Origin of the sequence: Hydrogenophaga atypica, from assembly GCF_042665215.1 — a bacterium.
Taxonomy (GTDB): Bacteria; Pseudomonadota; Gammaproteobacteria; order Burkholderiales; family Burkholderiaceae_C; genus Hydrogenophaga; species Hydrogenophaga defluvii_A.
In genome coordinates, this window is record NZ_JBHTCA010000008.1 from 60649 (window position 1) to 85347 (window position 24699).

General features: G+C 66.8%; 24 protein-coding genes. 20 read left to right on the forward strand and 4 right to left on the reverse strand.

Annotated elements, in window-relative coordinates; genetic code table 11:
• The first annotated feature begins 273 nt into the window (after nt 1-273).
• Nucleotides 274-1848 (forward strand): threonine ammonia-lyase, biosynthetic, encoded by a 1575-nt coding sequence (ilvA, locus tag ACFQPB_RS12790; RefSeq protein ID WP_382223826.1) that lies wholly within the window; start codon nt 274-276, stop codon nt 1846-1848.
• Here the strand turns inward: ilvA and ACFQPB_RS12795 are convergent.
• Complete coding sequence (locus ACFQPB_RS12795) at nt 1838-2380, reverse strand: type II secretion system protein N (RefSeq protein WP_382223829.1); 543 nt, start codon at nt 2378-2380, stop codon at nt 1838-1840. The genes ilvA and ACFQPB_RS12795 overlap by 11 nt on opposite strands.
• Before the next feature lie 83 nt (nt 2381-2463).
• Here ACFQPB_RS12795 and gspG point away from each other — a divergent pair, with 83 nt between their 5' ends.
• Genes gspG through ACFQPB_RS12860 form a run of 13 tightly spaced genes read left to right on the forward strand, consistent with a single transcriptional unit; the run spans nt 2464 to nt 15698 of the window.
• Nucleotides 2464-2904, forward strand: a complete 441-nt coding sequence (gene gspG / locus ACFQPB_RS12800) for a type II secretion system major pseudopilin GspG (RefSeq protein ID WP_382223949.1) — start codon at nt 2464-2466, stop codon at nt 2902-2904.
• Between the two features lie 4 nt (nt 2905-2908).
• Nucleotides 2909-3547, forward strand: coding sequence for a prepilin-type N-terminal cleavage/methylation domain-containing protein (locus ACFQPB_RS12805; RefSeq protein ID WP_382223831.1), 639 nt, complete (start codon nt 2909-2911; stop codon nt 3545-3547).
• A 5-nt stretch (nt 3548-3552) separates the two neighbouring features.
• The gene (gspI, locus tag ACFQPB_RS12810; RefSeq protein ID WP_382223834.1) at nt 3553-3927 is read left to right on the forward strand and encodes a type II secretion system minor pseudopilin GspI; all 375 of its coding nucleotides are present in this window, start codon (nt 3553-3555) and stop codon (nt 3925-3927) included.
• A 2-nt stretch (nt 3928-3929) separates the two neighbouring features.
• Nucleotides 3930-4619 carry a PulJ/GspJ family protein gene (locus ACFQPB_RS12815; RefSeq protein WP_382223836.1) on the forward strand — a complete coding sequence of 230 codons (690 nt, stop codon included), beginning with the start codon at nt 3930-3932 and terminating at the stop codon, nt 4617-4619.
• Entirely contained in the window at nt 4616-5641 is a 1026-nt protein-coding gene (gene gspK / locus ACFQPB_RS12820) for a type II secretion system minor pseudopilin GspK (protein WP_382201035.1), read from the forward strand. Before ACFQPB_RS12815 ends, gspK begins: the two co-directional genes overlap by 4 nt.
• Nucleotides 5642-5669: 28 nt before the next feature.
• Nucleotides 5670-6878: a type II secretion system protein GspL gene (gene gspL, locus ACFQPB_RS12825; RefSeq protein ID WP_382223839.1), complete on the forward strand. Its 1209-nt coding sequence runs from the start codon at nt 5670-5672 to the stop codon at nt 6876-6878.
• Nucleotides 6878-7405 (forward strand): type II secretion system protein GspM, encoded by a 528-nt coding sequence (gene gspM, locus ACFQPB_RS12830; RefSeq protein WP_382223842.1) that lies wholly within the window; start codon nt 6878-6880, stop codon nt 7403-7405. Before gspL ends, gspM begins: the two co-directional genes overlap by 1 nt.
• A complete protein-coding gene (gene gspN / locus ACFQPB_RS12835; protein WP_382223845.1) occupies nt 7402-8211 on the forward strand; it encodes a type II secretion system protein N in 810 nt (269 codons plus the stop codon). Before gspM ends, gspN begins: the two co-directional genes overlap by 4 nt.
• A gap of 5 nt (nt 8212-8216) precedes the next feature.
• Nucleotides 8217-10415, forward strand: coding sequence for a type II secretion system secretin GspD (gene gspD / locus ACFQPB_RS12840; RefSeq protein ID WP_382223848.1), 2199 nt, complete (start codon nt 8217-8219; stop codon nt 10413-10415).
• A 10-nt stretch (nt 10416-10425) separates the two neighbouring features.
• A complete protein-coding gene (locus tag ACFQPB_RS12845; RefSeq protein WP_382223851.1) occupies nt 10426-11829 on the forward strand; it encodes a GspE/PulE family protein in 1404 nt (467 codons plus the stop codon).
• Nucleotides 11830-11842: 13 nt separating this feature from the next.
• Nucleotides 11843-13066, forward strand: coding sequence for a type II secretion system inner membrane protein GspF (gene gspF, locus ACFQPB_RS12850; RefSeq protein WP_382223854.1), 1224 nt, complete (start codon nt 11843-11845; stop codon nt 13064-13066).
• 8 nt (nt 13067-13074) lie between these two features.
• Nucleotides 13075-13971: a 5'-nucleotidase gene (locus ACFQPB_RS12855; protein WP_382201022.1), complete on the forward strand. Its 897-nt coding sequence runs from the start codon at nt 13075-13077 to the stop codon at nt 13969-13971.
• Nucleotides 13968-15698, forward strand: coding sequence for an ABC transporter ATP-binding protein/permease (locus tag ACFQPB_RS12860; RefSeq protein WP_382223857.1), 1731 nt, complete (start codon nt 13968-13970; stop codon nt 15696-15698). The genes ACFQPB_RS12855 and ACFQPB_RS12860 overlap by 4 nt, the downstream gene beginning before the upstream one ends.
• Before the next feature lie 27 nt (nt 15699-15725).
• Here the strand turns inward: ACFQPB_RS12860 and ACFQPB_RS12865 are convergent, their stop codons facing one another.
• Entirely contained in the window at nt 15726-16124 is a 399-nt protein-coding gene (locus ACFQPB_RS12865) for a hypothetical protein (protein WP_382223859.1), read from the reverse strand.
• Nucleotides 16114-17754: a S8 family serine peptidase gene (locus ACFQPB_RS12870; protein WP_382223862.1), complete on the reverse strand. Its 1641-nt coding sequence runs from the start codon at nt 17752-17754 to the stop codon at nt 16114-16116. Before ACFQPB_RS12870 ends, ACFQPB_RS12865 begins: the two co-directional genes overlap by 11 nt.
• Nucleotides 17755-17881: 127 nt before the next feature.
• Between ACFQPB_RS12870 and ACFQPB_RS12875 the strand changes: the two genes are divergently transcribed.
• From ACFQPB_RS12875 to arsC, 6 genes are all read left to right on the forward strand, one after another.
• Nucleotides 17882-18925 carry an ArsJ-associated glyceraldehyde-3-phosphate dehydrogenase gene (locus tag ACFQPB_RS12875; protein WP_382223865.1) on the forward strand — a complete coding sequence of 348 codons (1044 nt, stop codon included), beginning with the start codon at nt 17882-17884 and terminating at the stop codon, nt 18923-18925.
• Between the two features lie 13 nt (nt 18926-18938).
• Nucleotides 18939-20159 carry an organoarsenical effux MFS transporter ArsJ gene (gene arsJ, locus ACFQPB_RS12880; RefSeq protein ID WP_382223868.1) on the forward strand — a complete coding sequence of 407 codons (1221 nt, stop codon included), beginning with the start codon at nt 18939-18941 and terminating at the stop codon, nt 20157-20159.
• Nucleotides 20156-20482, forward strand: coding sequence for an ArsR/SmtB family transcription factor (locus tag ACFQPB_RS12885; protein WP_382201012.1), 327 nt, complete (start codon nt 20156-20158; stop codon nt 20480-20482). Before arsJ ends, ACFQPB_RS12885 begins: the two co-directional genes overlap by 4 nt.
• A gap of 28 nt (nt 20483-20510) precedes the next feature.
• A complete protein-coding gene (locus tag ACFQPB_RS12890) occupies nt 20511-21011 on the forward strand; it encodes an arsenate reductase ArsC (RefSeq protein WP_382223871.1) in 501 nt (166 codons plus the stop codon).
• 97 nt (nt 21012-21108) lie between these two features.
• Nucleotides 21109-22113 carry an ACR3 family arsenite efflux transporter gene (gene arsB / locus ACFQPB_RS12895; protein WP_382223874.1) on the forward strand — a complete coding sequence of 335 codons (1005 nt, stop codon included), beginning with the start codon at nt 21109-21111 and terminating at the stop codon, nt 22111-22113.
• Nucleotides 22114-22117: 4 nt separating this feature from the next.
• Nucleotides 22118-22495 (forward strand): arsenate reductase (glutaredoxin), encoded by a 378-nt coding sequence (gene arsC, locus ACFQPB_RS12900; protein WP_382223876.1) that lies wholly within the window; start codon nt 22118-22120, stop codon nt 22493-22495.
• A 56-nt stretch (nt 22496-22551) separates the two neighbouring features.
• On the opposite strand, the gene ACFQPB_RS12905 is transcribed toward arsC, so the two are convergent.
• Entirely contained in the window at nt 22552-24618 is a 2067-nt protein-coding gene (locus ACFQPB_RS12905) for a PhoX family protein (protein WP_382223879.1), read from the reverse strand.
• Nucleotides 24619-24699: the final 81 nt, after the last annotated feature.

The window sequence follows — 24699 nt, forward strand, 5'->3', positions numbered from 1 at the left end:
TTCTCTAAAATATTCGGGTAAACCCGCAAATTTCTGTTGCGACGCAACATTATTTCGATATACTGGCGGCATTGTATGCAAGGCTCCGGTGCTCACCGAACCAAGCACACACCTGCTGCCAGTCAGCAGGCTCCAGTTGTCTCCTCTGCCCTCAACGGGGTGGATTCAAACCCGGACCGAAACGTCCGGGTTTTTTTTCGCCTGTGCACAGCAGGGCGCCACCAAGCGGTTTCGTATGATGACGGGTTACCCCGTTGCCTGAAACCGCCCGCCATGCCCGCCAAGAAGCCCCCCGTCACCAGTCCCGTCACCCAGTTCACACCGGCCGACTACCTGACCCGCATCCTGAACGCCAAGGTCTACGACGTGGCCAAGGAATCGGCGCTGGAGCCGGCGAAGAACCTGAGCCGGCGCCTGCACAACAAGGTGCTGCTCAAGCGCGAGGACCAGCAGCCGGTGTTCAGCTTCAAGCTGCGGGGTGCCTACAACAAGATGGCCCACCTTTCGGCCGATCAGCTCAAACGCGGCGTCATTTGCGCCTCGGCGGGCAACCACGCACAGGGGGTGGCACTGAGCGCCCACAAGCTGGGCGCGCGCGCGGTCATCGTCATGCCCACCACCACTCCCCAGGTCAAGGTCGATGCGGTCAAGGCGCTGGGTGGCGAGGTGGTCCTGTTCGGCGACAGCTATTCCGACGCCTACGGCCACTCGGTCAAGCTGGAAAAGGACCAGGGCCTGACCTTTGTCCATCCCTTTGACGACCCGGACGTGATCGCAGGCCAAGGCACGGTGGCCATGGAAATTCTGCGCCAGCACCAGGGCCCGCTGGACGCGGTGTTTGTCGCCATCGGCGGTGGTGGCCTCATCAGCGGCGTGGCCAACTACATCAAGGCGGTGCGCCCCGAGGTGAAGGTGATTGGCGTGCAGATGAACGACTCGGACGCCATGATGCGCTCGGTCGAGTCGGGCCAGCGCGTGACCTTGCCCGACGTGGGCCTGTTCTCCGACGGCACGGCCGTCAAGCTGGTGGGCGAGGAAACCTTCCGCGTGGCCCGCTCGCTGGTGGACGAGTTCGTCACGGTGGACACCGATGCCGTGTGCGCGGCCATCAAGGACATCTTTGTCGACACGCGCAGCATCGTCGAGCCCTCGGGCGCGCTGGCGGTGGCAGCCATCAAACAGTATGTGGCCACAAATAAGACCAAGGGCGAGACCTACGCCGCCATTTTGTGTGGTGCCAACATGAACTTCGACCGCCTGCGCTTCGTCGCCGAGCGCGCCGAGGTGGGCGAAGAGCGCGAAGCCCTGTTTGCCGTCACCATCCCCGAGGAGCGCGGCAGCTTCCGCCGCTTTTGTGAGCTGATCGGCACCCTGCCCGGCGGGCCACGCAACGTCACCGAATTCAACTACCGCATCAGCGACAGCCAGCAGGCCCACGTGTTTGTGGGCCTGACCACCCACACCAAAGGCGAAAGCGCCAAGATCACGGCCAACTTCGGCAAACACGGCTTTGCCACGCTGGACCTGACCCACGACGAACTGGCCAAGGAACACGTGCGCCACATGGTAGGCGGGCATTCACCCCTGGCCCAGGAGGAACGCCTGCTGCGCTTCGTGTTCCCGGAGCGGCCGGGTGCGCTGCTCAAATTCCTCAGCCTGATGCGCCCAGGTTGGAACATCAGCCTGTTCCACTACCGCAACCAGGGCGCCGACTACGGGCGCATCCTGGTGGGCCTGCAGGTGCCTGCCAAAGACGACAAGGCCTTCGCCAAATTCCTCGACACCCTGGGCTACCCCTATGTGGAGGAAACGCTGAATCCGGTTTACCGGCTCTTCCTCAAGGCCTGATCACACCTGCCCCGATGACCTTGGCGGCGACGGTGGGCGTCGCCTCGATGGCTGGCAGCGCCAAACGCGTTCGCCCAGCATCGTCCCCCACCTCGGCATGGCGTGCGCCCAGAGACAGCAGACGCACACCCTCCACCACCACACCACCCCGTCGGACGGGTTTGGCGGGCTGCCCATCCACCGAAATCAGCGCCGCACCCAGACCGTCTCGGCCGGCCACCACACCCAGCAGCCGCAGGCGAGCGCTCAGCCCCGCCACGGGCGCACGGGCAGCTGGCACGTCGCTCGCGGCACGCGCACCCAATGCCGCGGCCACCCGGCCGGTGTCGATGTTCAGCGCGGCGGTTGGCGGTGGTGGCAGTGGCCGGCTGGGCGCTTCGCCCCACCAGCGCAAGCCCCAGTACCCTGCCGACATGGCCAGCGCCCCCCACACCAGCGCTGTGCCCAACACCGGTGGCCAGGCACGCACGCGCGCCGAAGTGGCGCCTGAAGCCGGGGCGGGAGCAAGAGGGCGGTGTCGCGCGAAGGTCATGGACGACGATTATCATTGACCACAGCCCGCTGCCAACGCGGGACACCACCGCCACTTTGCACCGGGAGACCCGTTTGACTGCCATGCCTCGCCGCCACCTGCCCGACACCTTGCGCGCGCTGCGCGGATTCACCCTGATCGAGCTCATGGTGGTGCTGGTGATCATTGGTGTGCTGGCGGCCCTCATCGTCCCCAACGTGCTCGACCGCACGGACGATGCCCGCAGCACGGCAGCGCGCACCGACGTCAACAACCTGACGCAGGCACTCAAGCTTTACAAGCTCGACAACCAGCGGTTCCCCAGCACCGAGCAGGGATTGAACGCCCTCACCGCGCGCCCCAGCACCGCCCCGGTGCCGCCCAACTGGCGACGCTACCTCGACAAACTGCCCACCGACCCCTGGGGCCGCCCTTACCAGTACCTCAACCCGGGCCTGCACGGTGAGGTAGATGTGCTATCCCTGGGCGCCGATGGCCAGCCCGGCGGTGAAGGCAAGGATGCGGATATCGGCAGTTGGCAGTGAGGGCATGAGGCCCCCACACGCCGCCGCTGCGCGGGTCGTTGCCCCCCGAGGGGGCTGTTTCGCCTTGGGGCGGCCCGGCGGCGAAACCTGGCCCCCACACTCCGCCGCTGCGCGGGTCGTTGCCCCCCGAGGGGGCTGTTTCGCCTTGGGGCGGCCCGGCGGCGAAACCTGGCCCCCACACGCCACCGCTGCGCGGGGCTTCACGCTGCTGGAACTGATGGTGGTGGTGGCCCTGGCCGCCATGATGGCGGCAGGCCTGACCTTCAGTCTGCGCGACAGCCGCCTGCAGCAACTGGAACGTGAAGGATTGCGCTTGGCCAGCTTGCTCGATGCCGCGCGCGCGCAGGCCCGCACCAGCGGCACGCCCATCGTCTGGCGCGCCACTGCGCAGGGCTTTGAGTTCATCGGCGCCAGCCCACGGCGCGATGCCAGCGAATCGCTCACCGAGCCGCGTGCCTGGCTGGTGCCTGGCACGGCGGTGCAGGTCATTGAGCCAGCAGGCAACTTGCGCGAGCTGGTGCTGGGGCCGGAACCCCTGGGCCCGCCACAGCGTCTGTCGCTCACACTGGCAGATCAACGGCTGGAACTGGCCAGCAACGGGCTGCGCGCCTTCGCGCCCACCGGTGGTCTGGCCGCCCCCTGAACCGAATGCACACCCGAAACGCCCGGGGCTTCACCCTTGTCGAGATCATGGTCGCGTTGACCGTGGTCGCGCTGACCTTGAGCGCAGGCATACAAGCCGCCGGCGCGCTCACGCGCCAGGCGCAACGCCAGTCCGACCAGTGGCTGGCGCAGTTGTGTGCCGAAAACGAATTGGCCAGGCTGCGACTGTCGTCCGAATGGCCGGGCATTGGCGAGTCTGAGCGCTCTTGTGAACAGGGTGGGCGTGCGCTGCGCGTGCGCTTAGGGATTCAGGCCACGCCCAACCCCAACTTCCGCCGCGTCGAAGCACGGGTGGACGACCCAGGCGACGCAGCGCGCCCGGTGCTGCTGAACCTGACCACCGTGCTGGGGCGCTACTGAACATGAAGCGCAGCCCTCACGTCAGATGCCCACATGGCTTCACCCTGGTGGAGCTGCTGGTGGCCATTGCCGTGATGGCGGTGCTCAGCCTCATGAGCTGGCGGGCCATCGACGGCATGTACCGCACCCAGACCATCACCCGCGAACGCACCGACAGCCTGACCGAACTGCAGGGCGCGCTGGGCCAGTGGGTCGCCGATCTGGACGCGGTGGTGCCACAACCCGGCTTCGCCGCCATCGATTTCGATGGCCTGGTGTTGCGCCTGGTCCGTCGCGACGTGATGGACACGCCACTGCAAAGCCCGGGCCTGCGTGTGGTGGCCTGGACGCGCCAGAACACCACCGGCCTGTGGACGCGCTGGCAGTCGGCGCCCCTGCGCACCCAGGCCGAGCTGCTGGGCGCCTGGCAAAACGCCACCCAGTGGGCCCAGGCCACGCGCAGCGACGCCGTGCCGGGCGAAGTGCGGCTGATGCCCGTGGTGTCGTGGGAGCTGTTCTACTACCGCAACAACGCTTGGGCCAACCCGCTGTCGGCCAGCGGCGCACCCACAACGGGAGCGGCGGGCGCGGGCGATGCCTCGCCGCTGCCCGACGGTGTGCGCCTGGTGCTGCAGTTGCCCCCCAACGCCGCCATGCCGGGGCGGCTGCAGCGCGACTGGGCCCGTGCCACGGTGACGAGGCGACGCTCATGACCCCCGGTGTGCGCGCACCGCAACGCCAGCGCGGCGCCGCGCTGCTGCTGGCCATGCTGACGGTGGCCCTGGTGGCCACGTTGAGTGCGGCGGCGCTGTGGCAACAATGGCGGGCGCTGGCGGTGGAAAGCGCCGAACGCCAACGTGTGCAGGCCAGCTGGATCTTGGCCGGGGCCCTGGACTGGGCCCGGCTCATCCTGCGCGAAGACGGGATCAACAACAACCAACGCCCCGCTGACCACCTGGGCGAGCCGTGGGCCCTGCCACTGGCCGAGGCACGCCTGTCCAGCTTTCTGGCAGCGGATCGTGACCAGAGTGCCGACAGCACCCTGGAGGCCTTTCTGTCGGGCGAGATATTTGATCTGCAAGGCCGCCTGAACCTGCGCAACCTGGTGAAGGAGACCGATGGCAAGCAGGTGGTGTCCGAGGTGGACAGCCTGGCCTTTGCCCGCCTGTTCCAGCAACTCGGGCTGCCCGAGGCCGAACTGGCACGCGTGGAACAAAACCTGCTGGCCGCCAGCGCCGCCCAAACCACCGGCACACCCGCGCCCGGTGTGCCCTTGCTGCCGCAGCGGTGGTCACAGGTGGGCTGGCTGGGCCTGTCGCTGCGCAGCGCAATGGCCCTGGCACCACACGCCACCTGGCTGCCCCAGCGCACCCCACTCAATCTCAACACCGCCACCGCCGAGGCCTTGCACGCGGCCCTGCCCGATGCCGACATGGCCCTGGCCCGCAACCTGGTGGAACAACGCAAAAGCGCCCATTTCACCAGCCGCGAGAACCTGCGCCAGCGGTTCCCCGCCGTCAGCGCTGCCGTGCTGCAAAGCGAACATTTCGACACACAAAGCCGGTTTTTTGAGGTCCACGGGCGCCTGCGGCTGGACGACACCCTGATCGAAGAGGTCTCACTGATCGAACGCCGGCCCGGTGGCCCGACCAGCATCGAACTCACGCCGCTGTGGCGCGAGCGCCGTGCGGCCACGGTGCCGCCCCCGACCGGTCACAGCGCGTCCCTACAATGAGCCTCGAACCGAAAGCCGAGAACCGCCTGTGCTCCTTCTGACCCCCAGCGCCACCACCGATGCCCCCGGCCCTGCCACCGAGTGGTTGTGGGCGCGGACGACCGATGGCCAGCGCGTTGATGCCCACGGCAGCGCGCCTGCCAGCCGTCTGCCCGCCGACGGTGAAATGGTGTTGCTGCTGCCACCACAACTGCTGTCGTGGCACCAGGTGGCCGTGCCCAAGGTCGCCCCCTCGCGCCTGCGCGCCGTGCTTGACGGCCTGCTTGAAGACCGCCTGCTCGACGACGCTGGCCAACTGCACTTTGCGCTGGCACCCGGCGCCAAACCCGGCCAGACGCTGTGGGTGGCGGCGCTGCGGGCCGATTGGCTGCGCGCTGCCCTGGCCGCCCTGAAAACGGCCGGCCACGCCGTGGCGCGTGTGGCGCCGCTGCTGTGGCCACAGCCAGAACCCACACAACGCGCCTTCGAGCGCGGTGGCCAGGTCTGGCTGGCCGCCGCCGGCCCCTTGGGCGTGGTCTGCGCCCCCTGCCCACCCGACTCAGCCCCCACGCCTTGGGCCACCCTGCTCGACCGCGTGGCCGACAGCCCCAACGACCCAGCGCCCACCTGCATCAGCGAACCCGCCAGCGCTGCCCTGGCCGAACAGGTGCTGCAACGCCCCCCCGACATCGTGGGCACGGCCGAACAATTGGTTCGCGCAGCGCAGGGCCCGTGGGATCTGGCGCAGTTCGAATTCAGCCAATCGGCGCAGGCCAGGCGCGGCCACTGGTTGCGCGACACCGCGCGCACCCTGCTCCACGCACCGGCGTGGCGACCGGTGCGCTGGGGCCTGGCGGCCTTGGTGCTGCTGCAGATTGCCGCGCTCAACATCACGGCTTGGCGCAGCCAGCAGGCGCTGGCCGCCAAACAGGCGCAGATCCGACAAACCCTCACAGAACGGTTTCCGCAGATCACGCTGGTGCTGGACGCACCGGTGCAGATGCGCCGGGCCGTGGCCGATCTGCGGCAATCCAGTGGCGAAGCCTCGCCGCGCGATCTGGAGGCCCTGCTGCAAGACCTGGCACCGGCATCCGCTCAGTGGGACACGCTGGAATACGGCCTTGGCCAGGTCACGTTGTCGGGTTTCCGTGTGGCGCCCCAGGCCGACAGCAACTGGAAAGACCGCTTCGAAGCCGCTGGCTGGAACGTGCAACTTGCTGGCGAGCCGCCGGTGCTGACCCTGAAAGCCCGCCCCTGATGCGCACCGTCTCCTCCACACACATGGCCGCGATCAGCCGAATTTTTCAAGGCCTGCAACCACGGGAACGTGTGGCCGTGGGACTGGCCATCGGCACCGTTGTGGCCTACCTGCTGTGGGCGCTCGCGCTGGCACCGGCGTGGCGCCACCTGCAAGCCGCGCCCGCACGCCATCAGGCAGCCGATGCCCAACTGGCCGAAGTCACGGCCCTGGCGCAAGAAGCCCAAAGCTTGTCGGCGCAACGTGGCGCCCAAACCGTGTCGCGCACCGACGCGGTCCGCGCCATCGAATTGGCCACACAACAGACGCTTGGCGCCACCGCTCGTTTGAACGTGAGCGGCGACCGTGTCACGGTGCAGCTCACCGCCGCCACGCCCGACACCTTGGCGCGATGGCTGTCCCAGGCCCGCCTCAATGCGCGGCTGATGCCCACTGAAACCCGGCTGCAGCGCAGCGGCGAAGGCGCAGCGCTGCGTTTGAGCGGTACCGTGGTGTTGGCCGGCCCCGCCCTGGGCGGGGCGCCATGAGGGCAAGCCGCGCCCCGGCGGCACCTGCGGCCCCGTGGCGCGTGGCCGTGGTGGCCACGCTGCTCGGTGGGCTGCTGTCGCTCCTGTTGTTTGCACCGACGCGTTGGCTGGGCTGGGCGCTGGGCGCCGCCAGCGGTGGGCGGATCGAACTGACCCAACCCCAGGGCACCCTGTGGCAGGGCCAAGCCAACTTGTTGCTGACCGGTGGCCCTGGCAGCCGCGACATGGCGGCCCTGCCAGACGGTGTGCGCTGGCGGTTGAGCCCCACCTGGGCAGCCGGTCCGGCGTTGCGCCTGAACCTGCAGCTGCCTTGTTGTGCACCTGGCGGTCTGCAGGCGACGCTGCGTCCGCTGGCAGGCGGTTTCGAGCTGGCCCTGTCGCCACAACAAAGCCGCTGGCCCACGGCGCTATTGGCAGGGCTGGGTACGCCCTGGAACACGCTGCAGCTGCAGGGACACTTGCGGCTGGACAGCCCAGGGCTTAAGGCGCGGTGGGTGCAAGGCCGCCTGCAGCTCGACGGCCGCTTGCAGGTGGACGCGCTGGACATCAGCTCGCGCCTGTCCACCCTGGCCCCGCTGGGCAGCTACCGGCTGACGCTGACCGCCCCTGCTGGCCAAGACCCGCAACTTGACCTGGCCACGCTGGCCGGTGCCTTGCAGCTGAGCGGCACCGGCCAGTGGGTGGGCGGACGCCTGCGCTTCAACGGCGAGGCCCAGGCCAGCGAAGCCCACGAAGCCGCCCTCTCCAATCTGTTGAACATTGTGGGCAGACGCAGCGGTCGCCGCTCGCTGATTGCCCTAGGATAAAAGCCATGTCTGGAATGCCGCACCCCTTCTCGCCCCGTCCCCTGCGGGTGGCCCTGCTGGCCGCGCTGCCCCTGCTGGCGGTGGCACAAACGCCGCTGCCCGTGGTGCCTGCACCCGCTGTGGCTGCGCGCCCGGGTGGGCCGATCACGCTCAATTTTGTCAACGCTGACATCGAAGCCGTGGCCCGCACCATGGCCACCCTGACCGGGCGCAACGTGGTGGTGGACCCGCGCGTCAAGGGCAACATGACGTTGTCCTCCGAAACCGCCGTCAGCCCCACCCAGGCCTTCAACCAGTTCACGGCCGCACTGCGGCTGCAGGGTTTTGCGATGGTGGAGGCGCAGGGCCTGTACAAGGTGGTGCCCGAGGCCGAGGCCAAGTTGCAGAGTTCCGCTGTCTCGGTGGCCAACGAGGGCGCGCGCGCGCCGGCCGGCAACCAGATCGTGACGCAGATCTTTCGCCTCAACCACGAGTCGGCCAACAACCTGGTGGCGGTGCTGCGTCCGCTGATCAGCCCCAACAACACCATCAACGTCAACCCCGGCACCAATGCGCTGGTGATCACCGACTACGCCGACAACCTGCAGCGCATCGGCCGCATCGTGGCCGCACTGGATGTGTCCAACGCCAGCGACGTCGAGGTGATCCCGCTGCGCCATGCGCTGGCCGCCGACCTGGCCCCCATGGTCCTCAAGCTGATCGAAAGTGGCCCCAGCGGCACACCCACTGCGGCGGCGGCTGGCCAGGGCCAGACCGACAGCAGCTTTCGCACCACCTTGTTGGCCGAACCGCGCAGCAACGCCCTGGTGCTGCGTGCGGCCAACCCGGCGCGTGTGGCCCTGGTGCGGTCGCTGGTCGACAAACTGGACCAGCCCAGTTCGGGCAACGCCAGCGGCAACATCCATGTGGTCTACCTGAAAAACGCCGACGCCGTGCAACTGGCGGCCACCCTGCGGGCGGCGCTGGCGGCCGATGGCAGCACCACAGCCGCCAGCAGCACCGCTGCGGGCAGCGTGACCAGCAACGGCGCCCCACGCTCCCCAGGCATCCTGGGTGCTGGCAGCACCGCCGCCACCGCACCCGTCAGTGCCAACGCGGGCCCCAGCACCGGTGGCCAGATCCAGGCCGACCCCACCACCAATTCGCTCATCATCACCGCGCCCGAACCGCAGTACCGCCAGCTGCGCGCGGTGATCGACAAGCTGGACACGCGCCGCGCTCAGGTCTATGTGGAAAGCCTGATCGTGGAGGTGAGTGCCGAGAAGGCGGCCGAGTTTGGCATCCAGTGGCAAAGCCTGGTGGGGCGCGCCGGCAATGGTGTCATCGGCGCCATTGGCACCAACTTTGGCGCGGCAGGCAACATCCTGAGCCTGGCGGCCCAGGGCGGCAGCGGCACCATCACCAACCTGCCACAGACCGGCATGAACATCGCCCTGGTGCCACGCATCAACGGCACCTATTACCTGGGCGCCCTGGCGCGTTTTCTGGAAACCGAGGGCGATGCGAACGTGTTGTCCACCCCCAACCTGCTGACGCTGGACAACGAAGAGGCCAAGATCGTGATCGGCCAGAACGTGCCCTTCGTCACGGGCCAGTACACCAACAACAACTCGGGCGGCAACGGCGCGGTCAACCCCTTCCAGACCATCGAGCGCAAGGACGTGGGCCTGACCCTGCGCGTGCGCCCGCAAATCGGCGAGGACGGCACGGTCAAGATGACGCTGTTCCAGGAAGTCAGCAGTGTGGTGGAAACCAGCATCAGCTCCGCCGCCGGCCCCACCACCAACAAACGCTCCATCGAATCCACCGTGGTGGTGGACGACGGCGCCATCATTGCCTTGGGCGGTCTGCTGCAAGACAGCTACGACGGCAAGGTGGACAAGGTGCCTGGCCTGGGCGATGTGCCCATCTTCGGCAACCTGTTCAAAAACGACAGGCGCACCCGCAAAAAGAGCAACCTGATGGTCTTCCTGCGGCCCGTGGTGATGCGCGACGGCCGCCAGGCCGATTCGCTGACCCAAGACCGCTACGACATGCTGCGCGCCTCGCAGCAGGTGGTACAGCCCAAACCCAGCAGCATCCTCAGCGTGAACGAGGCCCCGGTGTTGCCCACGCAGATGCCGGCGCCCAACCGCGCCCTGATCGACAACCCGATCAAGCGCGCCCCGGCACAAACCGCCACGCCGGTCAGCGGCGAACAGTGACGAGGGCGTTGTGAAACACCCCCTCCCCTACGCGTTTGCGCGCGAACACCAGTTGCTGCTGGAGGACGACGGCCAGCACCCGGTGCTGTTGCACCGCATGCCCCTGCCCGCCCACACGAACGCGCTCAGCGCCTTGTCCGAGGTGCAACGCCGTCACGGCCCGCTGGCTTTGCAGCCCCTGGACGCCACCACCCTGGCCCAGCGCATCAGCGCCGCCTACGCCCAGGGCGAATCGAGCGCCGCCGCCGTCATCAGCGAGGTGCAAGACGACGCCGACTTGGCCCGCATGATGCAAGAGCTGCCGGCCATCGAAGACCTGCTGGAGACCGCCGACGACGCGCCCATCATCCGCATGCTCAACGCCTTGCTCACGCAGGCTGCGCGCGATGGCGCCAGCGATATCCACATCGAGCCCTACGAGCGCCACTCCAGCGTGCGCTTCCGGGTGGATGGCACGCTGCGCGAGGTGGTGCAGCCCAACCGGGCGCTGCATGCTGCGCTGATCTCGCGCCTCAAAATCATGGCCGAGCTGGACATCGCCGAAAAACGCCTGCCACAAGACGGCCGCATCAGCCTGCGCCTGGGCACCCGCGCCATCGACGTGCGTGTGTCCACCCTGCCCAGCGCCCACGGCGAGCGCGCGGTGCTGCGTTTGCTGGACAAATCGGAAAGCAAACTCAGCCTCGAATCGGTGGGCATGCAAGGCGACGTGTTGAAGCGTTTTGAGCACCTGATCGCCCAACCCCACGGCATCATCCTGGTCACCGGCCCCACCGGCTCGGGCAAAACCACCACGTTGTACGCCGGGGTGCAGCGGCTGGATGCGTCCCGCAGCAACATCATGACGGTGGAAGACCCCATCGAATACGAGCTGGCCGGCGTGGGCCAGACCCAGGTCAACGCCAAGATCGACCTCACCTTCGCCAAAGCCTTGCGCGCCATCCTGCGGCAAGACCCGGACGTGATCATGATCGGCGAGATCCGCGACTTTGAAACCGCGCAGATCGCCATCCAGGCCTCGCTCACCGGCCACCTGGTGCTGGCCACCCTGCACACCAACGACGCCGCCAGCGCCGTCACCCGCCTGACCGACATGGGCGTGGAGCCCTTCCTGCTGTCGTCTTCGCTGCTGGGTGTGCTGGCCCAGCGTCTGGTGCGAAAGACCTGCACCGTCTGTGCGGGGAAAGGCTGCGAGGCCTGCGGCCACACCGGCTACGCGGGCCGCACCGGCGTGTTCGAACTGCTGGTGGCCGACGAGCACCTGCGCGCCCTCATCCACCGGCAGGCGGCCGAAGCCGAACTGCGCGACGCCGCCCTGGCCACCGGCATGGTGCTGATGCGCGACGACGGCGAACGCTTGGTGCAAAGCGGCATGACCACCCGCGAAGAGCTGGTGCGCGTGACGCGCGATTGAACCCAAAGCGTCCATGCCCGCCTACACCTTCGAAGCCATCGACGCCGACGGCAAGGCACAGAAAGGCCTGCTCGACGCCGACACCGTGCGCGCAGCACGCAGCGCCCTGCGTACGCGGGGCCTGGTGCCGCTCAAGGTGGAGCCGACCATGGCCGACGCCAATGCGGTGGATGCACCCGCCACCGGCTGGTGGACACAGCGCGTGTTCAGCAGCACCGGTCTGGCGGTGTGGACGCGGCAGCTGGCCGGCCTGGTGGCAGCCGATTTACCGCTGGAGCGCGCACTGGCGGCCCTGGCGGACGAAGCCGACACCGAACGCCAGCAGCGGCTGGTGGCCACACTGCGCGCCGAGGTCAACGCCGGCTCGGCCTTCGCGCGGGCGCTGGGCCAGCACACGCGCGAGTTCTCGGCCACCTACACGGCGGTGGTGGCGGCCGGCGAACAAAGTGGCCAACTGGGCACGGTGCTCGAACGCCTCGCCGACGATCTGGAATCGCGCGAGGCCTTGCGCAACAAACTCATTGGCGCGGCGCTGTACCCCGCCATCGTCAGCGCGGTGGCGGTGCTCATCGTGCTGTTTCTGCTGGCCTACGTGGTGCCGCAGGTGGCGGCGGTGTTTTCCGGTAGCCAGCGCGCCCTGCCCCTGCTCACGCGCGTCATGTTGGGCATCAGTGCGGTGGTGCGCGAATACGGCTGGCTGCTGGCCTTGATCGCTGCGTCGGCCGTGGGTGGCGTGTGGTGGGCACGCCGCCAACCCGCCCTGCGCGAACGGCTGGACGCGGCCTGGCTGCGCCTGCCGCTGATCGGACGGCTGGCGCGCAGCTACAACGCCGCGCGGTTTGCCGCCACGCTGGCGATGCTGGCCGGTGCCGGCGTGCCGATTCTGAAAGCCTTGCAGACGGCCGCCGAAACCCTGGGCAACCGGGCCATGCGGGCCGACGCGCTCGATGCACTGGTGCTGGTGCGCGAAGGTGCGCCACTCGCTTCGGCCATCGGCGGAAAAAAACGCTTCCCCGGCCTGGTGGCCATGTTTGCGCGCCTGGGCGAACAAACCGGCCAGCTGCCCGTGATGCTGGAGCGCGCGGCCAAACAGCTGGGCGAAGAGGTGCAGCGCCGCGCCATGCAGTTCGCCACCCTGCTGGAGCCCCTGCTGATCGTTGGCATGGGCATGGTCGTCATGCTCATCGTGCTGGCGGTGCTCATGCCCATCATCGAGTTGAATCAGTTGGTGAAATAGGAGACCCCATGGGCGCAACCCTCGACGGCAAGCTGGTGGTGGCGATTTCCTCGCGTGCCCTGTTCGACTTCGAAGAAGAGAACGAGGTCTTCGAACAGACCGACGACCGCGCTTACATGAAGCTGCAGCTCGAACGCGTGGAGCAACCCGCGCGACCGGGTGTGGCCTTCTCCATGGTGCGCAAGCTGCTGAGCTTCAACGACGTGGGCGCCCAGCGGGTGGAGGTGGTCATCCTCTCTCGCAACGACCCGGTGTCGGGCATGCGTGTGTTCCGCTCGGCCCAACACTATGGCCTGCCCATTGAGCGGGGCAGCTTCACGCGCGGCCAGCCGCCTTGGCGCTACCTGCGCCCGCTCAAGGCCAACCTGTTTCTCTCGGCACACCTGAGCGATGTGCGTGCCGCGCTGGACGCCGGTGTGCCCGCCGCGCAGGTGTACCCGCGCTCGGTGCACGCGGGCGACACCCACCCGCATGAAGTGCGCATCGCGTTCGACGGCGATGCGGTGCTGTTCTCCGATGAAGCCGAGCGTGTCTACCAGGCACAGGGCTTGGGCGCTTTTCAGCGGCACGAGGCCAGCAAGGCCTCCCAGCCCCTGCCCGGTGGCCCCTTCAAGCCCCTGCTGGAAGCCTTGCACCGCCTGCAGCAGGAGGGCACGCCCCACATGCGCATCCGCACCGCGCTGGTGACCGCCCGCAGCGCCCCCGCACACGAGCGCGCCATCCGCACCCTGATGGACTGGAACATCGAGGTGGACGAGGCCATGTTCCTGGGTGGGCTGGACAAGGGCGAATTCCTGCGCGAGTTCGAGCCCGATTTCTTCTTTGACGACCAGACCGGTCACATCGAGTCGGCCGCGCGCCACGTGCCCGCCGGCCATGTGGCCAGCGGCATTTCCAACCCATGACCACCCTGTCCAAACGCCAGGCCTTCCGCCAATTTGCGGGCCAGGCCCTGCGCCTGACCCTGCCCTATTTCCAGTCCGATCAGAAATGGAAAGCGCGCGGCCTGCTCGCGGCCATCGTGGCGCTCAACCTCGCCTCGGTTTATATGCTGGTGCTGATCAACGACTGGAACCGGCTGTTCTACGACGCGTTGCAAAACAAGGATCAGGCGGTGTTCTGGCGCGAACTGGGCCGCTTCACCTACCTGGCCTTCGGCCTCATCGTCATCGCGGTCTACAAGTTCTACCTCACGCAACTGCTGGAGGTGCGTTGGCGCACGTGGCTGACCGGCCACTACCTCGACCGCTGGCTGTGGCACCGCGCCTTCTACCAGCTGGAACTGATGCGCTACGCCCAGGGCGCCGACAGCCCACCCGACAACCCCGACCAGCGCATACAGGAAGACCTCAACCTGTTCACCAGCTACACCGTGTCGCTCAGCATGGGCCTGCTCAACGCGGTGGTCACACTGGTGAGTTTTGTGGGCATCCTGTGGGGCCTGTCGGGCGCCTTCGCATTTGACTTCAACGGCGCGTCCTTTGAAATCCCGGGTTTCATGGTCTGGATGGCGGTGGTGTATTGCCTCATCGGCAGCGTGCTGAGCCACTACATCGGCCGCCCGCTGATTGGCCTGAACTTCGAGCAGCAGCGCCGCGAGGCCGACTTCCGTCACCACATGGTGCGGGTGCGCGAGTACAGCGAGTCCATCGCACTCGACCAAGGCGGCCCCGTGGAACGCCGCCACCTCGGACAGCGTTTTGGCGACGTGCTGAGCAACTACCTGTCGCTCATCCGCGCCCAGAAGCGCCTGACCTGGTTCACCGTCGGTTTTGGGCAAGCGGCGGTGGTGTTTCCCTTCATCGTGGCGGCGCCGCGTTTTTTCAGCGGCGCCCTCCAGCTGGGTGAACTGACGCAGATCGTCGGCGCCTTTGGCCGGGTGCAGGATTCCTTGTCCTGGTTTGTGGACAACTACGACAGCCTGGCCAGCTGGCGCGCCACCACCGACCGTTTGACCAGTTTCGAGCAGAGCCTGACGCAACTGACCGACGACGCGGCCGAGACAATGGTTGGCGCCACCCAGGGCGAGGGTTTTGCCACCGATGGCCTGGACATCTTGCTCCCTCACGGCGCAGAGCTGTTGAACGGATTGCGCTGGTCGGCCGGACCGGGTGAAAGTGTGCTGGTCACAGGCCCCTCGGGCAGCGGCAAATCGACCTTGTTCCGGGTGATCGCAGGCATCTGGCCCTGGGCACGCGGCGCGGTGCAGCGGCCTGCCGATTTTGAGCAGCGCGCCATGTTCCTGCCGCAGCGCCCCTATTTCCCCCACGGCAGCCTGCGCGAGGCCCTGGCCTACCCTGGCCAGGCCAGCGACTACAGCGACGACGCGCTGAAACAAGCGCTGACCGATGCCTTGCTGCCCCAGCTGGTCGCGCGCCTGGACGAACACAACACCTGGGGTCTGAAGCTGTCGGGCGGCGAACAGCAGCGGCTGGCCATCGCGCGGGCCTTGCTCAAACGCCCACGCTGGCTGTTTGCGGACGAAGCCACCAGCGCGCTCGACCAGGCTGCCGAAAAAACGGTGTACGAGCGCCTGCGCGCCATGGCGGCGTCAGAAAACGGCGCCTTGATCTCGATTGCCCACAGCCCGAGCGTGGCGGGTTTTCACGACCGCCACTGGCCGATTCGTTGACGGGTTGAAGGCAACAAGGGCCTTTTGTCAGCGAGGGCGAAGGCTGGCGCGCCAGTTGGGCGCCACCTGCACCGGCGCCTGGATCAGCTCGGGCAGATCGGCCAGGCGGTGGGTGAGCAACAGCGCCTCACCGCCGGGCGGCGTGGCCAGCTCATAGGCGCCGGCCACCGCCAACGGCCGGGGGCTGAGTCCCTTGCCCACCAAGGCCGCCTGCAGGGCCGCTGCCTGGGCCACAGGCGCCACCACCACCACCCCACCTGCGGCCTGGGCCGCGCCTTGGGTATCGGTGCTGGTCTGCCAGTTTTGGCCGTCAAACCACTGCACGGGCGTTGCCTTTTGTGCGTGTGCGCAACCCGCAGCCATCACCAGCGACGCAGACAACACCCAACCCCCGAGCCGACGGGCCCACGTGTGTTCAGTGACCATACAACACCACCTCCCATGAAAGGACACGGCCTGTGTCCAGCGCTTGTTCATCGCTCACCTGCAGCGTCCAGTTGCCACGCGCGGCTTCGCCCATGTGGCGCACGCTGCCAAAGCTGAACCCGCTGAGCAACGAAGCGCAAATCGACTCCCGGCAGTTGTGTGGCACGCTGAGTTCGCTGACCCGCCCTGCCGGACTGCGCAACGAAACCCGCAAATCGCCCGTGTAGGTGTGGTCGCTGACCAGGCGCAATGTGACTTGTTCCACCACATTGAGCGAGCAGCTACCGGCATTCCAGGTCAAGGTCTGCGGGGAAAGGCTGTCGTCCGCCAGCACCGCGCCACCGGGCAGGCTGCCGGAAACGCAGGTGCGCTCAGCGCCCAGCGTGTTGAATCCACGCGCCATGTCCACCGCCGCCGTGGCGTTGACGCGACCAAACCCCACCTGCGACTGAAAACCATGGCCGTTCATGGCAGAAGGCACGGCCGCTGGCTGTCCCGCGCCCAGGCTGGCGCTTTGTGCGGTGGCCGCCAGGATCCAGCGCACGTCGCGCCAGCTCAGGTTCGGGTTGGCTTGCAGCATCAGGGCCACCACACCGGCCACCATGGGCGTGCTGGCCGAGGTGCCGTCAAAAAAGGCGGTGTGATCGGCACCCGTGATGGAGGAGGCGTCGGCGTAGCCGCGTGGCCCAGCAATGTCGGTGGTGAGCACGCCCGCCGTGCTTTGGAAACGCCCCACCACGTTGCCCGAAGGCGCGGCCACCAGCACGTTGGCACCCCGTTCGGTGTAGCTGGTGGGACGGTTGTGGTCGTCCACCGCGCCCACCGCCAGCACCGCGCGGAAGTTGGCATAGCCGTCGCGGTTGGCGTCGTCGCCACTGGCCCCCCCGTTGCCGGAAGCGATCAGGTACACGGTGCCCAGGCCACCCCGGCCTTGTGCCACCCCTTGCAACACGGCTTGCTGCCACAGGGGCGAGGCGCGGTAGAACGAGCCGGTGCCGCCGCTGGCGGGATCGGGCGGGCCCCAGCTGTTGTTGACCACAGCCGCCCCACCCTGCCAGGCACGCGCCATGGCATCGGCCATGTTCACATCGGTGGACTGGATCAGGGGGTTGAAGGCCATCAGCTGCGCACGCGGTGCCACGCCACGCCCACCGTAAGCATTGTTGTCACGCGCCAGCAAGATGCCCGCCACCGCCGTGCCATGGGCGTCGTCCGGGCCGCCCACGTTGTCGTCAAAGGCCTGGCCGCTGGCGGCTGGCGATGGGCTGGGGTCGGCACTGCCGGTGGCGTAGTTGTGGCTCAGGCCCGCCAAGAGGTTGGGCACCAGGTCGGGGTGGCCGATCTGCACCGCACCGTCCACCACCGCCACTTTGATGCCGTTGCCACGCTCGCCCAGGCTGCCCAGGCTCAGATCGCTGCCGGGGGTGCCGCCACTTTGGCCCGTGTTGAACAGGTGCCACTGCTGCGCCAGCAAAGGGTCGGCCCCGCTGGGCTCGGTTGGAACAGGCTCGGTGGGGGTGGGGGTGGCCGGGTCGGTGCTGGCCGAATCGCTGCCACCACCACAGGCGCCCAAGGCGGCGGCCAGCGCACACAGCGACAGCCGGACAGACAGCTTGGAAAGAGAACTCATGCAAGCATTATCACCAGCCGCAGGCCCACACACGGCACTCGCACACCTTGCGGGCCGTGTCACGGAACCGTCACGTTGCCCCGCTATATTTCAATGATTCTTTAATTGTTGAAACAGGAGCGCACACATGAAAGTGGGCATCAACGGCATGGGCCGCATCGGGCGCCTGGCGCTGCGCGCTGCCTTGGGTGCGGCCGAGCGCCCGAGCGACGATCCGCGGGTGGGCAACCGGCTGGAGGTGGTGCACCTCAACGAGATCAAAGGTGGCGCCGCAACCACGGCGCATTTGCTGGCGTTTGACTCGGTGCAGGGCAAATGGCGGGCCAACATCCGGTCAGAAGGCGACGAAACCATCTGCATAGACGACCAACGGCTGTCCTTCAGCGCACACGCCACAGCAGCCGAGGTGCAGTGGGGCGACCTGGGCGTGGATGTGGTGCTGGAATGCACCGGCAAGTTCCTCACACCCGACACCCTGCAAGGCCACCTGGACCGGGGCGCCAAACGGGTCATCGTGGCCGCACCCGTCAAGGTGGGCGGCGTGCTCAACATCGTGGTCGGTGTCAACCACACGCTGTACAACCCGGCACAGCACGCCATCGTCACGGCCGCGTCCTGCACCACCAACTGCCTGGCGCCGGTGGTGAAGGTGGTGCACGAGCACATTGGCATCAAACACGGCCAAATCACCACCATCCACAACCCCACCAACACCAATCTGGTGGTGGATGCGCCGCACAAAGACCTGCGCCGCGCCCGCAGCGCCATGGAAAGCCTGGCGCCCACCACCACGGGCAGCGCCACGGCGATTGCGCTCATCTACCCGGAGTTGAAGGGCAAGCTCAACGGCCACGCGGTGCGCGCGCCGGTGCTCAATGCATCGCTGACCGACTGCGTGTTTGAACTGCAACGCGACACCACCGCAGACGAAGTGAATGCGCTGTTCAAACAGGCGTCGCAAACCTACCTGGCCGGCATCCTGGGCTTTGAAGAGCGCCCACTGGTCAGTGCCGACTACGCCCGCGACACGCGTTCGTCCATCGTGGATGCGCCGTCCACCATGGTGACCGACGGCACACTGCTCAAGGTCTACGCCTGGTACGACAACGAGATGGGCTACGCCTGCCGCATGGTGGACCTGGCCTGCCACATGCAACAGGTCGGCGTGTGAGGGGCATCTGAACATGCAACACGCTGCGCGCAACTACACAGTCGTCACCGCCGCCTACTGGGGGTTCACCCTCACCGATGGCGCGCTGCGCATGCTGGTGCTGTTGCACTTCTACCGCCTGGGCTACTCGCCGTTCACGCTGGCGTTTCTGTTTCTGCTGTACGAGGCGGCGGGCATCCTGGCCAATCTGATCGGCGGCTGGCTGGCCACACGTTATGGCATCACCCGCATGTTGACCGTGGGCCTGACGACCCAGATCCTGGGCTTCACGGTGTTGTCGCTGCTCAACCCCGCCTGGACCGCGGCCATGTCGGTGGCCTGGGTGGTGCTGGCGCAGGGCATTTGTGGCGTGGCCAAAGACCTGACCAAAACCGCGAGCAAGTCGGCCATCAAGGTGACACAAGCGGCGGCCAAAGAACAGGACAACAGCCAGCTCTTCAAGTGGGTGGCGTGGTTCACCGGCAGCAAGAACGCCATGAAGGGCGTGGGCTTTTTCCTGGGCGGACTGCTGCTGCAGGCGCTGGGCTTTCAGCAGGCGCTGTGGGCCATGGCGGCCTTGCTGGCCGTCGTGCTGCTGGGCGTGGTCACGTCGCTGCCCACGATGATGGGCAAAAGCAAAGCCTCCCAAAGCGCCAAGGAACTGTTTGCCAAGAACGCCGGCATCAACGGCCTGGCCGCCGCGCGCGTGGTGCTGTTTGGCGCCCGCGACGTGTGGTTTGTGGTGGGTGTGCCAGTGTTTTTGTACGCACAGGGCTGGACCTTCACCATGGTGGGCGGCTTTCTGGCGGCGTGGACGATTGGCTATGGCCTGGTGCAGGCACTGGCGCCGACCATCGTTAGGCGCAGCGCCGACGGCCTGAGCACCGAGGTGCCCGCTGCGCGCCTGTGGTCGGCCTTGCTGGCCGTGGTGCCCATGGGCATTGCTGCTGCTGTGGCGCTGGACGTGCCCCACCTGCAATGGGTGGTGGTGGGTGGCCTGGGCCTGTTTGGGGTGGCGTTTGCGGTCAACTCGTCCGTGCACTCGTACCTGGTGCTGGCTTACGCCGGCTCCGAAAAGGCGGCCGAGGACGTGGGTTTCTATTACGCCGCCAACGCGCTGGGCCGCTTTCTGGGCACCTTACTCTCGGGCCTGCTGTACCAGTGGGGCGGGCTGTTGTACGCGCTGATCGGATCGGCCGCCATGCTGGTGCTGTGCTGGCTGTTCACCCTGTACCTGCCGGAGACCCAAACATGAACGAACACGACGCCGTGAAGGCCCTGGGCGCCCTGGCACAAGAGACCCGTTTGAAGCTGTTCCGCCTGCTGGTGGTGGCCGGTCAAGACGGGCTCACACCGGGCCACATGGCCGACACCCTGGGGGTGGCGCCCACGGCCCTGTCGTTCCACCTCAAGGAACTCAGCCACGCGGGTTTGGTGCGGTCCGAGCGCGAGGGCCGACACCTCATCTACCGGGCCGAGTTCAGCGCCATGGACGCGCTCCTGGCGTTTTTGACCGCCGAGTGCTGCCAGGGCCAACCGTGCCTGAGCGTGGCCGCGCCGGCTTGCGCTCAATGCTGAGTTTTTGATCCACCACCAGGACATCGTCATGCCTCCACGCACCTACAACGTTCTCTTTTTGTGCACCGGCAATTCGGCCCGCAGCATCATGGCCGAGGCCGTGCTCAACCAACTGGGCGGCGGCATCTTCCGTGGCCACAGCGCCGGCAGCCACCCAGCGGGCGTCATCAACCCCTACGCGCTGGACCTGCTGGAGCGCAACCGTTTCCGCACCGACGGGTTGCGCAGCAAAAACTGGGAAGAATTTGCCCAGCCCGGCGCGCCCGTGATGGACTTTGTGCTGACGGTGTGCGACAAGGCCGCTGGGGAGGTGTGCCCGGTGTGGCCCGGCCAACCCATGTCGGCGCACTGGGGGGTGGAAGATCCGGTCCAAGTCGAAGGCAGTGAAGAAGACAAGCAACGCGCCTTCACCTCGGTGTTCATCACCCTGCGCACCCGCGTGGCGCTGCTGGTGAACCTGCCCATCGAAAAACTGGACAAGCTGTCGCTGCAAAACGAGCTGCACAGCATCGCCAAACAACGCGGCTGAGCGGTCAGCCACCACCACGTGGGCCAGGCCTTGACAGGCTTGGCCTTGTGCATTTCAGGCGGGCTTCAAACGGGTCCGCACATCGAAGGGTTGTTTCATGGGATTGTTCGAGCGTTTTTTGACCGTGTGGGTGGCGTTGGGCATCGCCGCTGGTGTGGGCCTGGGTCTGTGGCTGCCCGGCCTGTTCGAGGCGGTGGCGGCACTGGAATACGCGCAGGTCAACCTGGTGGTGGCCGTGTTCATCTGGGTGATGATTTACCCCATGATGATTCAGATCGACTGGCACGCGGTCAAAAACGTGGGCAAGCGCCCACAGGGCCTGCTGCTCACGCTGGTGGTCAACTGGCTCATCAAGCCCTTCACCATGGCGGCCCTGGGCGTGCTGTTCTTCCAGCACATCTTCGCGCCTTGGGTGGACCCACAATCGGCCAGCGAATACATCGCCGGCATGATTTTGCTGGGTGTGGCACCGTGCACCGCCATGGTGTTCGTGTGGAGTCAGCTGGTCAAAGGCGACGCCAACTACACGCTGGTGCAGGTGTCGGTCAACGACCTCATCATGGTGTTTGCATTTGCGCCCATTGCCGCCTTCTTGCTGGGCGTGACCGACGTGACCGTGCCGTGGGAAACCCTGGTGCTGAGCACGGTGTTGTATGTGGTGCTGCCACTGGCTGCCGGCATGCTGACCCGGCACCTGCTGCTCATGCGCTCGCAACAGGCGCTGACGTCGTATGTGGCCGCACTCAAGCCTTGGTCGGTGGTGGGATTGATTGCGACCGTGGTGCTGCTGTTTGGCTTTCAGGCCAAAACCATCGTGGCGCAACCCGGCGTGATTGCGCTGATTGCAGTGCCGCTCATCTTGCAGAGTTACGGCATCTTTTTTATTGCCTGGTGGGGCGCCAAGCTGCTCAAGCTGCCCCATGAGGTGGCCGGGCCTGCCTGCCTGATTGGCACCTCCAACTTCTTCGAGCTGGCGGTGGCCGTCGCCATCTCCTTGTTCGGCCTCAACTCTGGCGCAGCGCTCGCCACGGTGGTGGGCGTGTTGGTCGAGGTGCCGGTGATGCTGTCGCTGGTGGCGATCGTGAACGCGCGCCGACAATAGGCGCATGAGCCACATCACGATTTACCACAACCCCAAGTGCGGCACCTCGCGCAACACGCTGGCGCTGATCCGCGACAACGGCTTCGAGCCACAGGTCATCGAGTACCTGAAAACACCGCCCACCCGTGCGGAACTGATGGCGCTGCTGCACGACATGGGGCTGGGCGTGCGCGACATCCTGCGCGAAAAAGAAGCGGTCTACAGCGAACTGGGTCTGGCCAATTCGGCCTGGAGCGATGACCAGCTGCTCGACGCCCTGGAACAACACCCCATACTGATGCAGCGCCCCATCGTGCGCTCGGCAATGGGTGTGCGGCTGTGCCGCCCTGCTGAGCGGGTCTTGGACATCCTGCCGCCCACACAAAAGCCGGCCAACACCTGAAGCGTCGGCCGGCTGGTCTCAAGCCGGCGCCCTGTGGGCGCCGGATGGACGGGTGATCAGGTACCGATCACCCCACCGTCGTTCTTGCGGATCACCACGGTGGCCGAGCGCGGCCGGCCTGCGCTGGCGCCATCGGGCCACTTGGAGAAAGCCGTGGGGTTGTTCGCAATGAAGGCGTCCATGCCGCTGTAGGGCGCGAAGCTGGTGGGGCGGTTGGGGTGGCTGCCCACTTCACCCGGGTGCTGGATGTTGATGAACATGGTCTTGCCATCGGGCGTCCAGCACACGCCTGTCACCTCACAACCATCTGGGCCCACCAGGAAACGGGTGATGGCCTTGGTGTTGATGTCGGCCACCAGCATCTGGTTGTTGCCCTGGCCCACGTAGTCGCCGGTGTTGTTGAAGCTGCCGTCGGTTTGAATCCACAGGCGGCCTTCGGGGTCCACCTGGATGCCGTCGGGCGAGTTGAAGGTGTTGGCGGCGGTGATGTTGGCCGATCCCTTCTTGGCGCCTTCCAGCGCCGGGTTGCCGGCGATCACAAAAATGTCCCAGGTGAAGGTGGTGGCGGCGGCGTCGGCACCGGCCTCGTTCCAGCGGATCACATGGCCCCAGTTGTTGACGGCGCGCGGGTTGGCTTCGTCGACCGCCGGGCGGGCGCTGCCGGCCGTGGTGCTGCCGTCGGCCTTGTTGCTGCTGGGCGTGTCGTTGCTGCCGCGGCGGTTGTTGTTGGTGCAAGCCACAAACACCTCGCCGGCCTTGGTCCGGTTGGCGGCCACCCACTCAGGGCGGTCCATCATGGTGGCGCCCACGCGGTCGGCCGCCTGGCGGGCCTTGATCAGCACCTCGGCCTGGTTGGCAAAGCCGTTTTCAGGCGTCAGACCGTTCTGACCCCAGACCAGCGGCAGCCACACGCCGCTGCCCTGGTTGTCACCGGTCACGGTGCCGGCGTCGAAGCGGGCCACGTACAGCGTGCCGCTGTCGAGCAGGTTGGCGCCGCTGGCCTTGTTGGCCGGGTTGTAAACGCCGTCGCTGACGAACTTATAGAGGTATTCGTTGCGCTCGTCGTCGCCCGAATACACCACCGCGCGGTTGTTTTTGGACAGCACACACTCGGCGTTCTCATGCTTGAAACGGCCCAGGGCGGTGCGTTTTTTGGGCTTGCTGGTGGGCGTGTAGGGGTCGATTTCCACGATCCAGCCGTGGCGGTGTGGCTCGTTGGGGTTGGCCACGAGGTCAAAGCGGGGATCGCCCTTGTGCCAGCCATAGGCAAAACCGGCGGCGCTCAGGCCATAGCGGTTTTGCAGGGTGCTGGGCACGAACGTGCTGTCGTCGGTGCCGAAGTAGCCGTTGAAGTTTTCTTCGCAGGTGATGTAGGTGCCCCAGGGTGTCTGGCCGGCGCCGCAGTTGTTGAGCGTGCCCAGCGCCTCGGTGCCGGTGCTGTCGGCAGCGGTCTTGAGCAAGTCGTGGCCAGCGGCCGGACCGCTGAGGGTAATGGGTGTGTAGCCGGTGATGCGGCGGTTGTAGCTGGAGTTCTTGACGTAGCTCCACTTGCCATCGCTGCCCTTGCGCACCTCGATGACCGACACGCCGTGACCCGCCAGCATCTTCTTGGTGTTGGCTGCCACCTCGGGGTGGTACCAGTCTTCGCTGCCGGTGACGGCAAAGAAGTACTCGGGGTTGATGTACTCGTGGTTCATCGCCAGCAGGCCGCTGGTCTCGTTGATGGGGAAGAAGTTGATGCCGTCGTGGTTGTCACCGGATTGCACTTCCTGCGCTTCCCAGCTTTGCGAGGCGTCGGTGGCAAATTCGGGTGCGCCGGCCACGCAGGGGTCGCCCCAGCGGTACAGGATGTCGGCGGTGTAGCCCTCGGGCACCACCACGCTGCTGCCACTGCTGGTGGTCACCGCCTTGAAGCCGATGGTGCCGGGTGCCGGCGCATCGCTGCCACCGCCACAGGCCGCCAGGGCACTGCCAAAAATGCCGATCAGGCCCAGGCTGGCGCCCGATTTCAGGAAGTTGCGACGCGCCGGGTTGCGCGCGATTTCGCGTTCGATCAGCTGGTGCAAATGGGCGTTGGACGAAACGTTGGACGCGCCGTCGTCGTCGCGGATGAAATCGGACATCGGGAAAACTCCAGGTAGGGGTATGTCAAGACGGGGTCTGAGCCCCGACCGACACACTGTGCCGACCGCCGATGTAAGGAC

Bases quoted from the DNA above. Each gene is read 5' to 3' on its own strand.
- ilvA (WP_382223826.1), top strand. From the start codon at position 274: ATGCCCGCCAAGAAGCCCCCCGTCACCAGTCCCGTCACCCAGTTCACA.
- ACFQPB_RS12795 (WP_382223829.1), bottom strand. From the start codon at position 2,380: ATGACCTTCGCGCGACACCGCCCTCTTGCTCCCGCCCCGGCTTCAGGC.
- gspG (WP_382223949.1), top strand. From the start codon at position 2,464: ATGCCTCGCCGCCACCTGCCCGACACCTTGCGCGCGCTGCGCGGATTC.
- ACFQPB_RS12805 (WP_382223831.1), top strand. From the start codon at position 2,909: ATGAGGCCCCCACACGCCGCCGCTGCGCGGGTCGTTGCCCCCCGAGGG.
- gspI (WP_382223834.1), top strand. From the start codon at position 3,553: ATGCACACCCGAAACGCCCGGGGCTTCACCCTTGTCGAGATCATGGTC.
- ACFQPB_RS12815 (WP_382223836.1), top strand. From the start codon at position 3,930: ATGAAGCGCAGCCCTCACGTCAGATGCCCACATGGCTTCACCCTGGTG.
- gspK (WP_382201035.1), top strand. From the start codon at position 4,616: ATGACCCCCGGTGTGCGCGCACCGCAACGCCAGCGCGGCGCCGCGCTG.
- gspM (WP_382223842.1), top strand. From the start codon at position 6,878: ATGCGCACCGTCTCCTCCACACACATGGCCGCGATCAGCCGAATTTTT.
- gspN (WP_382223845.1), top strand. From the start codon at position 7,402: ATGAGGGCAAGCCGCGCCCCGGCGGCACCTGCGGCCCCGTGGCGCGTG.
- gspD (WP_382223848.1), top strand. From the start codon at position 8,217: ATGTCTGGAATGCCGCACCCCTTCTCGCCCCGTCCCCTGCGGGTGGCC.
- gspF (WP_382223854.1), top strand. From the start codon at position 11,843: ATGCCCGCCTACACCTTCGAAGCCATCGACGCCGACGGCAAGGCACAG.
- ACFQPB_RS12855 (WP_382201022.1), top strand. From the start codon at position 13,075: ATGGGCGCAACCCTCGACGGCAAGCTGGTGGTGGCGATTTCCTCGCGT.
- ACFQPB_RS12860 (WP_382223857.1), top strand. From the start codon at position 13,968: ATGACCACCCTGTCCAAACGCCAGGCCTTCCGCCAATTTGCGGGCCAG.
- ACFQPB_RS12865 (WP_382223859.1), bottom strand. From the start codon at position 16,124: ATGGTCACTGAACACACGTGGGCCCGTCGGCTCGGGGGTTGGGTGTTG.
- ACFQPB_RS12870 (WP_382223862.1), bottom strand. From the start codon at position 17,754: ATGAGTTCTCTTTCCAAGCTGTCTGTCCGGCTGTCGCTGTGTGCGCTG.
- ACFQPB_RS12875 (WP_382223865.1), top strand. From the start codon at position 17,882: ATGAAAGTGGGCATCAACGGCATGGGCCGCATCGGGCGCCTGGCGCTG.
- arsJ (WP_382223868.1), top strand. From the start codon at position 18,939: ATGCAACACGCTGCGCGCAACTACACAGTCGTCACCGCCGCCTACTGG.
- ACFQPB_RS12885 (WP_382201012.1), top strand. From the start codon at position 20,156: ATGAACGAACACGACGCCGTGAAGGCCCTGGGCGCCCTGGCACAAGAG.
- ACFQPB_RS12890 (WP_382223871.1), top strand. From the start codon at position 20,511: ATGCCTCCACGCACCTACAACGTTCTCTTTTTGTGCACCGGCAATTCG.
- arsB (WP_382223874.1), top strand. From the start codon at position 21,109: ATGGGATTGTTCGAGCGTTTTTTGACCGTGTGGGTGGCGTTGGGCATC.
- arsC (WP_382223876.1), top strand. From the start codon at position 22,118: ATGAGCCACATCACGATTTACCACAACCCCAAGTGCGGCACCTCGCGC.
- ACFQPB_RS12905 (WP_382223879.1), bottom strand. From the start codon at position 24,618: ATGTCCGATTTCATCCGCGACGACGACGGCGCGTCCAACGTTTCGTCC.